Source organism: Paenibacillus hebaui, from assembly GCF_051934385.1.
GTDB lineage: Bacteria > Bacillota > Bacilli > Paenibacillales > Paenibacillaceae > Paenibacillus.
Map to the genome: position 1 here is coordinate 6,662,981 of NZ_CP196836.1, position 16,702 is coordinate 6,679,682.

At 50.4% G+C, this 16,702-nt stretch carries 9 protein-coding genes and 1 pseudogene; 1 reads left to right on the forward strand and 9 read right to left on the reverse strand.

Going from position 1 to position 16,702, the window contains the following annotated elements; genetic code table 11:
* Positions 1–7 precede the first annotated feature (7 nt).
* The 5 genes from ACR32F_RS29995 to ACR32F_RS30015 form a co-directional block, all read right to left on the reverse strand.
* On the reverse strand, positions 8–655 hold the full coding sequence (locus ACR32F_RS29995; RefSeq protein WP_440113812.1) for a beta-mannanase: 648 nt from the start codon (positions 653–655) through the stop codon (positions 8–10).
* Positions 656–675: 20 nt separating this feature from the next.
* Positions 676–1,959 carry a vWA domain-containing protein gene (locus ACR32F_RS30000; RefSeq protein WP_440113815.1) on the reverse strand — a complete coding sequence of 428 codons (1,284 nt, stop codon included), beginning with the start codon at positions 1,957–1,959 and terminating at the stop codon, positions 676–678.
* Between the two features lie 252 nt (positions 1,960–2,211).
* The gene (locus ACR32F_RS30005) at positions 2,212–4,710 is read right to left on the reverse strand and encodes a transcription initiation factor TFIID (RefSeq protein ID WP_440113817.1); all 2,499 of its coding nucleotides are present in this window, start codon (positions 4,708–4,710) and stop codon (positions 2,212–2,214) included.
* Position 4,711: 1 nt separating this feature from the next.
* Positions 4,712–8,101 carry a tubulin-like doman-containing protein gene (locus ACR32F_RS30010; RefSeq protein ID WP_440113820.1) on the reverse strand — a complete coding sequence of 1,130 codons (3,390 nt, stop codon included), beginning with the start codon at positions 8,099–8,101 and terminating at the stop codon, positions 4,712–4,714.
* Positions 8,102–8,119: 18 nt separating this feature from the next.
* Positions 8,120–9,913, reverse strand: coding sequence for a vWA domain-containing protein (locus tag ACR32F_RS30015; RefSeq protein ID WP_440113823.1), 1,794 nt, complete (start codon positions 9,911–9,913; stop codon positions 8,120–8,122).
* Positions 9,914–10,321: 408 nt separating this feature from the next.
* Here ACR32F_RS30015 and ACR32F_RS30020 point away from each other — a divergent pair, with 408 nt between their 5' ends.
* Positions 10,322–11,254 (forward strand): hypothetical protein, encoded by a 933-nt coding sequence (locus ACR32F_RS30020; protein ID WP_440113826.1) that lies wholly within the window; start codon positions 10,322–10,324, stop codon positions 11,252–11,254.
* 481 nt (positions 11,255–11,735) lie between these two features.
* On the opposite strand, the gene ACR32F_RS30025 is transcribed toward ACR32F_RS30020, so the two are convergent.
* From ACR32F_RS30025 to ACR32F_RS30040, 4 genes and pseudogenes are all read right to left on the reverse strand, one after another.
* Entirely contained in the window at positions 11,736–13,373 is a 1,638-nt protein-coding gene (locus ACR32F_RS30025; protein WP_440113829.1) for a DEAD/DEAH box helicase, read from the reverse strand.
* Between the two features lie 434 nt (positions 13,374–13,807).
* Positions 13,808–15,259 (reverse strand): SulP family inorganic anion transporter, encoded by a 1,452-nt coding sequence (locus ACR32F_RS30030; protein ID WP_440113832.1) that lies wholly within the window; start codon positions 15,257–15,259, stop codon positions 13,808–13,810.
* A gap of 157 nt (positions 15,260–15,416) precedes the next feature.
* Complete coding sequence (locus tag ACR32F_RS30035; RefSeq protein ID WP_440113835.1) at positions 15,417–15,554, reverse strand: hypothetical protein; 138 nt, start codon at positions 15,552–15,554, stop codon at positions 15,417–15,419.
* A 230-nt stretch (positions 15,555–15,784) separates the two neighbouring features.
* A pseudogene (locus ACR32F_RS30040) lies at positions 15,785–16,564 on the reverse strand (ABC transporter); the annotation flags it as partial.
* Between the last annotated feature and the right edge of the window lie 138 nt (positions 16,565–16,702).

The window sequence follows — 16,702 nt, forward strand, 5'->3', positions numbered from 1 at the left end:
CAACCATCTAGTCTGATATAAGCCGATAGGCGGCTCCATATTTCGGTCCATCCGTGAAGAACAACCTCACATAATCATCCTTGGCAACTTCAACGGGCGGCATCTCATTTCTTCCGGGAGCAAAATCACTCACAAAAGGATACACCGTACCATCTTCCTTATTCAGCGGAACCCCGCCCTGCTTGCGAACATAACAGAGCGCTTCCTTTGGAACAGGGACTTCCGCTGTGACGGTGATCAGTACACTTTTTCGTTTTTGAAAAAAACCGCTCTTGTAGCGAATGGCAAAGCGGATATCCGCCTTGCCTGCGCTCGCAATGACCATATTATCCTCATCTCGTTGACGAATCAGCACAGGCCCGTCTTCCTCCATCTGACACACATACACCGTGTACTTGATAGCACCAAAACCCGTGATCCGATCCATGTAACCATTGCTCGCCTTATATTCCTCTTTCGTGTACAGCTTCAGCTTGCCCTGTGCAGGCTCTTCCCCGGTACGATCATCGCTCATCATATCCAGCTCCAGCCGTTCCACATATACAGCTTCTACCCGTTCCGGCCAGAGCCAGCGAAGTGTACATCGCCCTTCGTCCACCGCAAGTGTCAGTTTTCGAATCAAGGGTGTCGAAGGGTCTGCATCCATAAACCGCATGTTCCATTGACCTCCCGACGTTAGAAACCTTTGCTGCGTGAATCTCTTGCTCTCTGACCGAACCCTTCAGCAGAAGAAGTTCCGCCGCCAGCATCACGGCGACCCCGGCTCTTCCGCGGTGTGTTCTCCTTAATCGGAATAATCCAGGAGAACAGGGTCAATACGCCAGATAAGATGAGCATCGCACCGAGTCGCACAAATGTATCACCCACGTTCGAACCGTTAAGTCCCCATTCCAGCAGCAGCCCTGCCAAGAGACCAGACACTGCACCACCAATACCGAAGCTTAACGCCAGATGACGGTTATCAAATACCAGTCCGAGTGACACACCCAGCGCCACACCAATCAGCAGCAAGGCTACCACACGGAAGATCGCCAGATACATGCTGTTTTCCATCATGCCCGTACGCTCGGTTACCAGCGTCCGCTCATCAATCGTATCGTAGATCTGCTGGAATACCAGGTTCAGACCACCGGAATCCGGTACATCGTAGTATATGCCACCCGTTTGCTGGGCAATATTGCGCAGCAGATCCGTACCCGAAGGGTCCACCAGACTGAGGCCGACCGTATTAATGGAGATCTGTTCATTGGTATATTGGGACAAAATATCCGTCGTATCCGCTTCACTGAAGCCATCAGATAACAGGATGACAACCGTACCACGTTTCGGGTCCTGCTTGCCCTGAATCTGCTCCATGCCTTCCCGCAGCACGGCGTCAAAATTGGTGCCGCCCGAAGTCGTGACTATGCCATCAATTTTGCTATACACCTCATTCTTGGCTGCTTCACTATCCAGCGCAATAAACGGCTGCAACATCTGCGGCTGGTCATCAAACGTGATGACCGCCACCTGTTTATCGCTTTCCATCTGGCTGATGAGTGTCTTGGCTGCTTCAAAGCGTCCGTTATCCGGGTCCGTATCGTTCATGCTGCCTGAGTTGTCGATCATCAGTATAATATCCTTCACTTGTTTCACGCCGCCCGGATTGATCTGATACAACAATTGCAGGGCAAGTCCAACAACGAGCAACAGAGCCAGTGTTGCCGGAACAAGCAATTTCCACGACAGTCCCAGATATCGGAGCTTCCATGAAGCGCCATTCAGCTTGGGTGAGATCATCTCCGCGATCAAACAGAACAATCCAATGCTTAGTGCCAGTACGCCGAAGTATAGTCCCATCAGTAACAGACGCGGCATCTCCCCAAGCCACTGACGCAGCATGATTTCTCCTGCCGCAAAGCCAACTGCCCCGCCAATCAGGCTGAACAGGACCAGGAGAAGATTGATTTTTCGCTGCATGTCCGCATGCATCCTTTCCATACCAGCCATAAGCAGGCTGAGTTAATACAAGATATCGGGTGACAAACATGTTCTAATTCCATCCTGCCCTGGACGGAGAACAGATGAACGTTAAAATCCATTGGAGACACGCAGCAACTGCACAATCGTTCACAGTTCACATTGAACTGCACTGTGCCCATTCCAAGGATACGTACATTCTGTACCTCCCTTCCGTCCATAAAGGCACACCTTTAAACACAACCTGCGATTCTATCGCATTGGCGAGAGCTTCTCAGCCAGACCTGCAGGGTGAAGCTCGTACCCATTCTCCGTATACGAATCATAATAGACTTTACCGTTGCGATACACCATGAGATCTTCCAGATGGAAACCACCCATCAGATTCAGCTTCTCCACACCGCTGCTGCGTTCTTCGTACACCACACCAAGCTTGTAGATTCGTGACGTTTCTTCGGCATGTGCTGCGTAGTCCATGAAGGCACTATGATGGTCACCAAAGAAATACTTCTCTTCATATCGATGTTCCTGTGTATAGTCAAATACCCGCACCCGAACGACCGCCTGATCCTCCAGCGTATGATACAACCTGCGGAACAGATCATCCCGGGTCAATACGTCTTTATCTCCATAGGTAATCGTCACATTGGCCCGCTGCAACAACTCTTCTTCAAATGACAATCGCAACGGTTCGGCTGTAAGCAGTAGCGAGTGGCATACCTCCATCAGACGCTTCAACAGTCGGTCATCGCCTTCCGTTGCGAGTCGGTTCATGTCTCCCATGTAACGATCCTCAAACCATACATCCCGGCCGCGCCTGGCCTCCAAGTCGGTGATTAGTTCTTCCGTCACTTTGCCGTAGTACTCCATCACGTTCTGCCCGATGTATTCATCCGCAGCGGCGATACTTTCAACAGCCTTCTCTCGCAGCGTGCGTTCCAGCGCTTCGAGTGCAGCCGTCACCTGGCGGCTGAAGCGGTGCATTCCTTCCATTTCCGTATCGTAGATACGCAGTAGATGTAATTCATTTTCCAGTCGCAGCAATTCAACCTTCGGTACATACACACGCTCCAGCATGCAGTCAATCAGATTGCGAACATTCTGCTTATCACGGAACAACGCTCGCTTGAACGACTGATCCTCCACTCGCTCTTGCTGACGCTGCTCCAGCAGAGCTCGTGCGGATTCAAGCTGCATGGATTTATCCCGAATCAGTCCGAGCAGTGCCTCACGTACACTGCCAGGCTCACTGTCACTCCAGGCTGCCCACTGGAAGTAGCCAACCTCTGGATGCTCCACTCGGGATTGTTCGGCCTGACGGAGCAGGGAGCCGCTAGAGCTGCGCTCGCGCACACGTTCGTTGACAAGACGGACGACGTTATCGCGGAAGTATGCCTCGGCCCCTTGTCCAAATAGCGCTCTCTCCGCTTCCCGCAGCGAGAGCGGCTTCAGATCGGAGAAACTGACGTTATGCGTCATGATGCCGCTCATGCCACTAACCAGATCTTCATCGGGCAGCAGGCCTTCGACTTTGCGTTCCACCGAGACTGCGTCCAGTCCAAAGAAAGCGAGCTTGTCCTTGATGCTCCAGTCCGGCTCCTGCCGCATACGTGCGAGCAGATACCGATACAGGTGGTATAACACTGTCAGTGCAATCGGTTTGTTTGGCCGTCTGATCTCGGCAAAACCCGCACTTGCATAACCATGCTGATCAGAGGTGGTGCGGATATTGTTTTTAAATGATGTATTGTTGTACGTGTTCGCTCCTGTGCTTGAAACGGTACCCGAGTGATCCGTATCCTGCTTTCGGTTCTTCAACAGGCAGATTCGGCAGATGATCTCGGCATTCTCGATCCAGCCACCTGGAACGCCGGTTCCCCGCTCATTTTTGTCGGACAATATATATACAAGATCAAACAACGGTGACGCGGGATGTGCAACCGGAATGGAGATACCATCCTCTGTCACCAGCAGATTCCCCTTGAACGTATAGTCCAGGGATTGCATATAATCCAGTTCACGCAAGAACGCTAGACCTGCTGCGCTGGCATATCCGAAGGAATCCACCTGTTCCATCTCGCTGACCAATACATGCAGATCCGTCTGCACCGACTTGAAGGCTTGGGACAAAATGGTCTCCGTCAGCTTGGTGAGCTCAGGCAACAATACATTTAACGGATCATCCGCTCTGGTTACCACCGTAACGTAAATCCGATCAAATGACGAGTATAGCCGCCCGTATTCGGCAATTCGGTTACTGACCCGCCGAAGTGTACGATTCAGATCAAAGAGCGCCTGATCCGATTCATGGAAACTGCGATGCACATCCTTACGCCGCGTTTTGGACGGTCGCTCCGTCTGTCCAGCGGACAGAGGCAAGCGGTGACGAGTCACCTGACCGTCATCGGGCGAGCCATCATTCCTCGTTTCACCTGGACGATCCATTCGAGGGTTAGCAGATGCATAAGCTTGACTGCGATAACTTTGGTCATCCGCCTCATCTTCGGTTCCGATCTGAACGTAGACCACACCGTCTCCATTATCCCATTTCAGTCGATTGATCTCCCGCACGGCAGACACGGCAGGTGCGGCCAGATCACCCACGAACAGAAACAGTGCCGGGTAATGAATGCTGCTGCGTCCATCACCCAGGCTACCTTGACGCTCCTGCTCTGCTGCATACTGTGCTGCATATTTCTCCAGATCGCGCTTCAGGGTATACTTCGCACCCAACTCCATCCCGGCCGCCATCTTACTTCAGCCTTCTGCGGATGTCGTTCAGCTTCGATGACATCGTTCTGTAGAACTGATAGATGTCTTCCCCATTAGCCAGTTCCACCCGCTCGTATTCGAGACGATCACGCGATTCCATGAACAGCGCAGCCAGATCATCCAGCTTCGTCAGCAATGGGGTGATATCTTCTGAAGCCGTCAGATCATTATCCCGACGGGAGGCTTTACGCAGCAGTGTACTGCGGTCTTTTTCCGTCAGGCCGCGGAAGTTACCAAACACTTCATACTCGGCAAAGTTACGGCTCTTCATCAGGTTCGCGAATGGCTCCCATGCGTCTTCTTCCGGGTCACGGTCATAGACGTAGAGCGCACCTTTTTTGACGATGGTGTCGGTATATAGCGCTTCGATGAAGCGATCATACCACTGCTCTTCGTCCTGGTACTGGGCAAGAATGCCTTCGAGTTCCGCGACTTTGGCCGAGATGGCATTCATCTTTGCCAGTTCCTCACGTACGCGCGCGATCAGCTGCGGGGAGCGCACCAGGTTTTCTTTAGCCATATCTTCATTAATACTGCCGAAAATATCCTTAACTCCTACACGCGGCAACCCTTCGGATTGCAGACGTTTCAGCTCGATCACGGCCCGCTTCACTTCGCCGAGGTTCGGCGTGGTGGACGTGAGACGCATGTCGTAGGCTCCCAGTTTTGCAGACAAGTCAAACGCTTCTGTTGTCACAATCGCATACCGGTTACTTGTATTCTCATCAATGGATTTGGCTGTCACAATGTTGTATCCAAGCGCTTGTTCGAATTCCGCACGTACACGGGCGTTATACTGCTTCACGCGGGCGTTCTCGTACACATCTCCCCAGGATTTCTCTGGAATTGGTGACGGTAGATAGGTCCAGTTGTTTTTCTCCGTTTGCACCAAGTGACGACCAATGCCTTCTTTATCCAAAATGGTACGTTCATAGCTTTCCTCATATACTTTGAGTGGTGTATACACAAATAGTGGTACCCCGTTGCGGGTGTTCAGCCAGAAAATCCGGTTACGCACTTCACTTTCCTTGACGGTAAAATGAGATTTGCCTACCGCATTGTTCTGATAATTGCGAATCCCTTTCAGAATGCCTGGCGCCTGCGCCGGTACCGATACAAATCCCCATGAAGGGAAATGCAGACTCCCCGTACTGTTGCTCAGATTGAACACCGGAACGGCCTCATCATCCAGCTTGCCAGCAATGAAACGTTCCACGAATTTCTCAACCGATTCATCCTGTCCATATTTAATCACCAGGAAATCTTCCATGGAGCGGGTAATCAGATCACCGAATTTCTCACTCAGGAAATCGGAGATGGAGCTGACGATATCAATCTCGTTTTCTTTCACCCATTGGCTGGAGTTTTCCAGCAATTCACGGGAGAAGTCACGGATTAGATCATCCGTATCGCGCTTATCCAGCAGCCCATCCACCACACTGACGATATCCGGCACACTTACCACGTTCCAGTAATACGTCTTGTTGCCTTTGTGATCGGATTGTTCTTCGCCGCGTGTCAGCAGATCACCATTCTTGGCGAATATCGAGCTAAGGGCGTTCAGCGTTTCGGTAAATACGTTATAAATGCGGCTGTTTTCCTGGTTCAGCAACTCGTACAGATCTTCGTAGAACTCGATCATCTGATCGTTGCGTTCCACGTCGGCGTGCAGCCAGTACTCATGAATTTTTGCTTCAATATAAGCATTCTTTTTCTTCTCTTTGGAGACAAAAGCACTCTTTGCATCGCCCAGTTTCTCTTCAGACTGCTCCTGAGCTGCTTCAATATCACGCGGAATGCGGAAGGCATTCTCACGCAGGGTTTCAATATAAGACTGGATCATCTTCAGTACACAGAAGCCTTTTTCCGTATAGATCAGGCGGGAGACATAGAACGGACCCTGTTCGGGATGCAAAAACATACGCCGGATCTGTTCGGTGAACTGACCGGCAATCTCGCCCGGCAGCTGTTTCTTCGCCTTAATATATTCTTCACGGGCACGGGCCAGGAAGTTCTGTTCCAGCTCGGTGTCCATGTTCACCACCTGTGATTTCACCACATTGCCATAGGACAGACGCTCGCTGTTCTGGTAACCAGGCAGCGGCTCTGGCACGCGTGCTTCAAAGGACTTAACTACACTTTCGAGATCGATGCCCAGCTTACGGGCAAACTTCTCGGTATCCTCCTGGTTCGGTGCTTTGGAGAACATGGTATTCATTTTATCGAACATCCGGTAGGCCAGATAAGTGGTCATCTCTTCAATCGGCAATACAGCCGAAGAGGCACCGATGATGTTGTAATCATAGTTGGCCGGGTACACCTTGTTCATCTGTGCAATGTTGGTCCGAATGTTGCTGATATAATCATGGATCGCGAACTCCTCACCAGACTGTTTCTCCTCACTTGCCATGAAGTTTGTAATATTCTCGGCGGTGACGTTCATGCAGTAATCATAGGCGTTCTCCAGCAATTTGCCTTCGGTATTCGTCGCAGAGATCAGATGACACAGGTTAAATGGCGGCAGCGGTGAGTTGACCGTCAGGATATTGCCGTACTTCTGGGTAAACCGCTCATTGCGGCTATCCACGTTCATCCAGTAATCCAGCTCTTTGAGCGCAGCATATCCATTCTTGCGAATGTATTCGCGAGTGTGTTCGCTCAAACTTTTGTTGGACAGGTTCACGTCTGGCGTGAACAGGTAACCCAGCGTATTGACGCGGTCAATCCCGGCAGAGCCGTGATCACGTTCAATGATGCCGCGCACGATATAGGAAATATCGAGGAAGCAGCCGCTGCCTGTACCGCCGGACAGACCTGTCAGCAGGAACACCATCAGTTTTTTGTTGGTGCCTACAGATAACGTTTTAATCTTTTTGTCGATCGCTTGCACGACCTGATTAATCTTCGTGAACAGGAGCAGGCGTCCAGCCTGACGCACTCCTGCGGCACCGTTCATGCCATCCGTGATGCTCAGTTCCGGAGACAGCCAGTCCGTAATATACGGCTCCAGCACGCTGCGGTTCTGTAACAGCCCGCCGATCTCGGCATTGGATAACAATACGAATTCATTAATGGGATCAAGTCCGATCCCTCTATATTTTTTGGCGCGATCCTGTTCGTTCGTTTCGAAAGCCAGAAACTCCACATTGTCCGGCTTGTCCATTTTTTTCTTGGATACCGGGTCCTGTGGCAGCTTAAAACGACGGTTGATCTGATATTTGAGGCGCAGCAGCGCATCAATGCCCGTTCCACCCAGACCGATAATCAGAATGGGGTTATCAATCGTATCGACTCGGATTTTCTCACTGACGATCCCTCCGCCAAGTGATACATCCAGCTGCTGAATATGTTCTCTAACAATCGGTTTCATTCGTTGTCCTCCCTTTGGTTACACTAAATACTCGATCAAAATCGTTTTGTCCGCCTGTTGCAGCGGGATGCTCAGTCGGTCACCGTTCTTCAGTTCAACGCCTGAGCTTGCATCGACTGCACGACCGGATTTCTCCAGCGTACCGCCTGCGGTGTTACGAATTATAATTCGATCCCCATTGCTAGGCGTAAATATATATTTTTCGGTTTCCTTCAGCTCAGGGTCCAGCTGCAACAACTGATGCAGATGGAATCTGCCCCGGAAGGATACCAGCTTTTTATATTGTGGATATGACTTGTCTCCTGTGTTCTCATCCCGAATCTCCACAATCATTTGACCCACAAATCCCCGGTTTTTGCGTTTCAGCCAGCCCATCAGGAACCAGGCACCAACAGCTACCACAAGCAGGGCTACAATACCCAAAATGACAGGTAACCAAGGGAACGGCTTGTCCTGTTCACCGCCTGACGTTGTCGGTTGAGTACCACTTCCGGCTGCTCCGCCCGCGTTAATGGTGATTGGAGCACTTTCGCGGTAAAAGCTGTCCTCTTCCGCCCGAATGATCAATTCATACTGATGATTGTCCGGGATTTCAAATGTTCCGGCAAAACCAGTGCCCATGTTCTCCAACGGCTGTTCCTCACTTTTGCCTGTATCGACATCTTTCACGACCAGTGTGGCCTTCATATCCGCATACAGGTCCTTATCCTGAAGTGGCTGACCGCCATTCTCCAGCTTGGCAACAAGTTCAACCTTATCGCCTTTTGTATAGGACTTGGTCTTAATTGGGTCCACAACAAGCTCCAGATTATAGTTGAACAGCAGGTTGATATCAATGCTGTCTTTCGGAGCCCCTTTTACCCGAAGTTTCCAATCGCCCTCTTGGGGTTTCAACAGCTTCACCAATGAATAACTCTTCGAAGTCGAGAGCTTGGCTGCATCCGAGTTCAGGTTTACAGCTTGGCCCGAAGGATCGGTCAATTGTACTTCCACCGGCTTCGAGGACATAATCGAGATGTTCGCTTCCAACACACTGTCGTTCGGCACGTTCACGGTAACTTCTTGATAACTGCCGTTTCCCGTTACAGAGGGCAGCTTCACAACATTCAGCTTGGCATGATCAGCGAAGATTTCACTCAAAATCTGTGGCAGATCATCAGGCGTATCGGTAATGAATGACTTGCCTCCGGTCTGCTGGGCCAGATCTGAGAGTGCATTCTTGTTCAGCTTGCCATCCGCATTGAGTCCTATCGTATATACCGGAATACCCTGGTTCTGCGCTTCCTTAACAGCCTTTTCCAGATCTGCATCCGATTGTGCCTGTGCGCGACCTTTAGTTTTATTAAAATCATTGTTGCCGTCCGCCAGCAGCACAATCATCGGCGAGTGGGATGGGTCAGCACCATGGTTCAGCACATTCACCGCTTCCGCTACACCAACAGAGACATCGGTATATGGCCCCCGGCCGAGCTGATCAATAAAATCCTTCAGGCTGCTCTTGTCTGCATCGGACTGAATCTCCAGCATAGCCTTTTCCCGCTCCACCTGATCAGTGTAAGCGACAATCCCTACCTTGTCCCCCTGGACGGGCAGCATATCAATAAACATTTTCATGGCTTCATTACTGATCTTGTCACGGTCACTTGTATTCATCGAGTTACTTACATCGGCTACAAGCACCGCATCGATTCCGCTTGTCTGTGCCTGAGCCGCTGCAGCTTGTGGCAGCAACGCCTGAGGTAACAGCAGCGTTAGAAATGCCAGCAGAACCAGAGTTCCGCTGAGCCAGCGTATTTTGCGTGTCCGCAGCATTAGGTGTACTCCTTCACGTTTGAGATTAAAATGGGAATAGTTTATTATAGGCGTCAAGCCTTAAGGAAATCTTAACAGTCTACTAATAAATTCTGAAAAGCACCCCTATCTTGAGTTACAGTTTTGTAATGACTGACAAAAATCGACGAATAAACGCCTGTAGCTGACACAAAAGTACCAACTATGGAAATATGATATAGTTATTGCCAGCAAACTGCAATATAACAGTGCTTGATCATCAAGCCATAGAAAGGAACGGATTATGGTTACATACGGTTGCCTCGCCATATTGTTTCTTTTTGTCATGATAAAGGTAATTGCGTTACAGCTCCATCGACGCAAACCAGTTTCCCGGGAAGACACGGATCGTACCCTATATACTATTCTGAATGGTGAGCGTGATTGAGCATGAGCCCAAAACAAGTTGTATCCATCCGACCGTTTATTCGAACGACACATGCGTTCCAAAAGTTGCACGTCTGCAAACGTTGTGGACAATACACCTGCCTGTGGGAAGATGCATGTACCGCTTGTCGCCGGGGTGCCCTTGTCTCCGTTCAAGAGCGAGCCGCTTCCCGCGTGAAACGCCGAATCGCACGCGACCTGTTCATTACCCTATTGTTCGGTACAGCTGCCACCTATTTCGGTGAAACCATAGATCAGACCATGATGGCAGCTACGATCTCCCTGTTGCTTCTGGCAGGACTGATCTTCATGCAACAACGTTCGTTCCAGGTAGAGCAGCAGCGTGAGACGAAGCGTATGTTGCAACAGGATGAGGAAATCATCCGTCAGGGTATCAACCGGAACTGGGCCCTCGTCGCAGAAGCCCGGAAGCAGGATGAAGCGCTGGCGTATGAGATGCTCCGCGAGATCGGCTCACTCGTCTACAATGACCGAATTCGACTGCAGCAGGTTGCGTTGTTACAATCCTTCGTCCTGCGCAGCGATATGGATCTGCAGCTTAAGCCCCTGCTGCTACACAGCTTCGAGCGGCTGCTTGCTGAATATATCGGTGAGATCGCGCGGCTTAAGCCGGAATTGATCCGTGAAGACGCGATTCGTTATATCGCTACCTATGAAGTGAACATTTTACAGCTCCACAACGGAATTCAGATTCTCACAGCCGTGGCTGCAGCTGCCGTGCGCAAGAGCAAATATATTGAGTCATTCCCTAGTCTTATTACCCGCTACGCCCGCTTTATGCCTAAGGATCGATTCATGAGACTTTATCACACGATTGAACGCTATCCAAGCAAGGCACGCGGGGGACTTGCAGAGTCGGTGGGCCGGGTGTATAACGAGAAATATCGGGATCAGTACGCAGATGTTCAGTTGTAGGGATGATATATTTGGAATGGAAAATGTAGTTTAGTGCAAACTCACTCCGTGTATATAGACGAATGGAATTTCATCCACCCCTGCATGCGCGTCAGCAACACGGATTGAATGTTATGATTCTAATGATATAAGAATTGATCAAAAAACACCCCATCCTTAGGTCTAGGATGAGGTGTTTTGAAGTTTATGGCAGTCTGCCGAGTGCTACCCGCGGTACACGGACAAAAATGAAAATACCCGAATGGCATTTCCCATGGAATTAAGCATGCGTGCAAACAGACACTCGCAGACGACAAAAGCAATAAGCGGAAATCATTGTCTTTCCTGGTGAAAAAGGGCCGCGACGTGGTTCCGTCGCGACCCTTGATCTGAGGGTTCGGTACATCTGTACCCGAACCCTCTCATATGAGCCATGCCAAATTCTGTGGCATGGCATGGTGCCTGCGCAGGAGCGGCTATATCGCCGCTTGCGCCAAAAGCTTTACCGTCCGCGACGAGAATCGCGACGGTCGCCCTTCGCCGGTCCGCGTCCTGCGGATTCCGGACGGCGTGAGCCTTCGCTGCTGCGCCCGGAGCTGCGCTTGTCGGCACTACGGCCAGCCCAGCCGCTGCTGCTAGCTGCACCGCGTCCGCCTTGGCCTGCTGCACCACGACTGCTGTCGCTGCTGCGCGCGGAACCACGACCTGCGCTGCGCTCATCGCCGCTGCGACCTGCACCGCGTCCACCTTGGCCCGCTGCACCACGACTGCTGTCGCTGCTGCGCGCGGAACCACGGCCTGCGCCGCGCTCGTCACCGCTACGGCCACCACTACGTGTACCTTCACTGCGTCCACCTTCGCCACCGCGCGAACCACGACCACCACGTCCGCCATCTCTGCGATCGTTACGACCTGCACCGCGACGGGCACTGCCTGTCCCGGAAGAGCGTCCGCCTGAACGTTCGTCATCACCCTGACCATTTATGGAACGTCTAGCTGCTCCAGTCGATGCTACCGGACCTTCGCTCGTCCACTGGATACGGGACAGCTTCTGGTCGATACCTTGTTCAATACGTGCAAGTTCCGGTCTGTCGTGCTCTGTTGCAAACGTTACAGCAAGGCCCGTACCGCCTGCGCGGCCCGTACGACCGATCCGGTGGATATAACTTTCCGCATCATGCGGCATATCGTAGTTAAATACATGCGTGACGCCTTCAACATCAAGTCCGCGTGCAGCTACATCTGTAGCAACCAGCACTTGCAGTTTGGCATCGCGGAACGCTTTCATTACGTTCTCACGCTTGGATTGGGACAGATCTCCATGAAGTTCATCACTGGCATAACCTGCTTCGCGCAGATCTTCGTTCAGCTTGGACGCACGACGCTTCGTCCGGCAGAAAATAATCGCCAAATACGGGTTGTACGTATCAATCATGCCGCGAAGTGCTTCAAGCTTACCGCGATCTGTACATTCCAGTACTTGCTGACGGATCTGCTTGATCGGAATGACGGATTGGGAAGATACTTTCACATCTTCCGGATCTTTCATGTAGTTCTTCGCCAGGTTGCGAATGCCCTTTGGCATCGTTGCTGAGAACAGCATCGTTTGGCGTTTGTGTGGCAGCTCGCTAAGAATCGTCTCCACATCGTCCAGGAAGCCCATGTGCAGCATTTGGTCGGCTTCATCCAGCACCAGTTTTTTCACATTATCAAGCTTCAACGTGCCACGACGCAGGTGATCCAGAAGACGACCCGGCGTACCAATAACGATCTGGGTGCCGTTCTGCAATTTGCGCAGTTGCTTGTCCACATCCTGCCCGCCGTAAACGGCAAGCACATGCAGTTTATCGTCATTTGCAGTGAGCTTCTTCGCTTCTTCCGTAATTTGCAGCGCAAGCTCACGCGTAGGCGCGATAATCAGCGCTTGCGGCGAACGATCGGATACGTTAATTTTCTGAATAATCGGCAGCAAAAAAGCCAGCGTTTTCCCTGTTCCTGTCTGTGCCTCGGCGATAATATCACGTCCACCCAGCAGTACCGGAATCGAACGCTCCTGTACCGGAGTCGGCACGGTGATGCCCTGATGCTTCAGGATCTCGCACCATTCCGGGCGAATGCCCAGTTGTTCAAAGTTTGCCAATCGTTACACCTCTGTATATTCATTTAGATAAGTCCATTTCATAATGACTTCAGTATCTGCAATCAAGACTAGCTTTCCTTATATCAATCATGATTATGAAATGAATTTTTTAAAAAGCAATCCCACACGTTGCTCTTCTTCTCTATACCCTGTAGTTTACACGTTAGTCCAGCAAAACAAAAGGGGATACAGCGTTACACCCCTAACTTGTAGCACAAAATCCCAAGATCAGCGTGACCTGTATCGACCAAGTGAGTTTAAGAGCGTTTAGTTAGTGACTCTAGATCTGCCTTCAGGTTGCTGATGATGTGGATCTGACCTAACATGCCTCAGGCTCTAATAAAAACAGCGACGCCCTCTCCCCGGTTTGAATCCGGAAAAGTGCGTCGCCGATTACAAAGTATCTTTTTATATTGTCTTGTCGTCCAACCAAGTTACGAACCGTGCCCTCCAGCAGTGGCAAATCCACTCCGTTCAAGAATACGAGAGCTTTCCTCGTTCAACCCGCGCAGGTGCACGGTTTTGCCCAGCTTCGCGTATTTGAACTTCACTTTACCAATAGCCACAACCGCAGTATTGTCCCAGATATGTGAACCTCCGAAATCAATCGTGATCTCCTTCGGATCAGTCTCTGCATCGAACTCATCCACGAAGCGGGACGAAGAACCAAAGAAGAACGGTCCGTGAACCCGATATACTTTCTGCCCTTGTTCCTGGCTCGCCTGTACGCGAATCTTGGTCTGTTTCCAGCCAAAATGCAGCACACTGAGCACAACGCCGACCATGACCCCGATCGACAGATCGTGGGTATAGACCACAATCGCCACCGTAACGATCATGACAAAGGCTTCCGCACGTGGCACGCGGGCAATATTTTTGATGGAACTCCAGTCGAATGTTCCGATACACACCATAAACATTACACCGACGAGTGCACCCATCGGTACCTGTTTCACCACTCCGCTGAGCAGCAACAACAGGATCGCGAGAAACGCACCTGCGGTAAACGTGGATAATCTTCCGCGTCCACCAGACTTCACATTAATCACCGATTGCCCAATCATGGCACAGCCAGCCATACCACCGAACAAACCGTTAATGAAGTTGGCAATCCCCTGACCGCGTACTTCGCGGTTCTTGCTGCTCTTGGTCTCGGTCATCTCATCTACGATGGTTGCGGTCAGCAGAGATTCCAGCAAACCGACGAGTGCCAGAGTGAATGAATAGGGCAGCAGAATCATCAGTGTGTCCCAAGTCCATGCAATATTAGGCAAGTGGAACATTGGCAACGTACTGGTCAGGTTCCCCATATCGCCGACAGTCTTCACGTCCAGATTTAGCATCGCCGTAATAATCGTCATCATGATGATCGCAATCAGTGGAGCTGGTGCGGCTTTGAAAAACCGCGGCAAAATATAGACGATCGCCAGCGTACCTGCCACCATCGCATACATGATCCAATTCGCTCCCGTGAAGTGGGTTAACTGTGCCATAAAGATCAGGATAGCCAGTGCGTTCACGAATCCGGTTAGTACCGAATGAGGCACAAACGTAATAAATCGCCCCACCTTGAAAATACCCAAAATAAACTGAATAATTCCCGTCAATATCGTTGCTGCAAAAAGGTATTCCACCCCATAATCCTTGACGAGTCCAACCATCAGTACCGCCATGGCACCTGTTGCCGCCGAGATCATGCCTGGTCTTCCTCCTGCAATCGAGATCACAATCGCAATGGTAATCGAAGCGTACAACCCGACCATTGGATCGACACCTGCAATGATGGAGAAAGCAATGGCTTCCGGAATTAACGCCAGCGCTACCGTAATGCCTGCCAGCACGTCTCCGCGAATGTTGCCAAACCATTGTTGTTTTAGAGTATTCATATGTTCTTTGCCGTTCCTCCTACGTGTATTCCTCATATTGTATAATTCTGCTAAAGAGTAACGAAAGCAATACACCACTAACTGACTACCCAGGACAGCACAAAACAACGGATTCCTCTCCGCATCATTCGCCTATGCTCTTGCCTGAGTTGCGTCATTATTGACCATCTGTATATCCTTGACGGGTTAATGAACACTCATGTCTTTTCCGTTCCAGTGTGTACCGCTGTTCCATGACTGCCTTCAGTTGTCTTACTCGTGCGACATCACGATCTGATTCCGATGCCAATGCCAATAGGTTTTCCCCTCTCAGAAAAACCGGGTCCGTTAATGTACTGAACTATTATTATAGTCATAGGACATGATATGTACTAACACAATTAAGCTTAAAAAACAGGATCATATCTCCTATTATCTTAATTTTTCTATAATTTACTCGCCAATGCTCTATTTATAAACAAATAACCCGTAAAGATCCTTTGGAGAAAGTCTCTTTACGGGTATTCTTGTAATGTGATGCTGAAGCTAGAATCTTCCCGATTTGAATATCGAATAGAGCAGGAAAGCGACCATCAGAATCGCCACCAGAAAACCAATCTCAATGACCGGAATATCCCATAGCATTGTGGATTGATGACTGATCGACGAACCGATAATCAACCCCACCATAATGATACAAAAGGCGAGTAGCACGATGCTGAAGGACAGCCGATTGCTAATCTGGTCCATTCTGCGCATGAGTGCATCCAGTTCAGGGACACTGATTTCAAGCCTAAGCTTGCCTTTGCTAATAATGGATGATAACTGCCTTAACTGCCCTGGCAGACCAATGACACTCTCAGCCATATCGGCCGCACTGCGGAACAACCGATTCTTGATTCTTCCGGGACTGAAACGTTCCTTGATCAGCTTCCGACCAAAGGGCTCAGCCATATCCACAATGCTCAGGGAAGGATCGAGATGTTCGATTACACCTTCCATCGTCAGCAAGGATTTACCGAGCAACAAAATATCGGCAGGCATCACAACCCGGTGCCTCTGGGCTACGCCGAACAAGTCATTCAACGCCTGACCCACACTGATCTTGGAAAAGGGAATATCGTAATATTTGGTACGTAATTTGTCCAAATCCACATGAAGCCCACGCAGGTCCATGTCTTCTGGCATCATGCCGAGTTCCTCAATCGCCCGAATCATACTGTCTGTATCTTTGCGCATTAAGCCTATAATAAGTGAAGCGAGCTGCTGTTTCATCTCATCGCTCAGGCTGCCAACCATGCCAACAAAAAAGGTGTGTAGCTCTCCTGCTCCACCGCTGATTATGTGCTGACGTGCAGTTGGTTCACTCAGACTCTATTGCTACGTTGTTTCCTTAACTTCAGTTATATTTTTGTTCCGTGACCCCTGAAATTTGCCTCCTATATCATCTGGCGAAAAATGTTA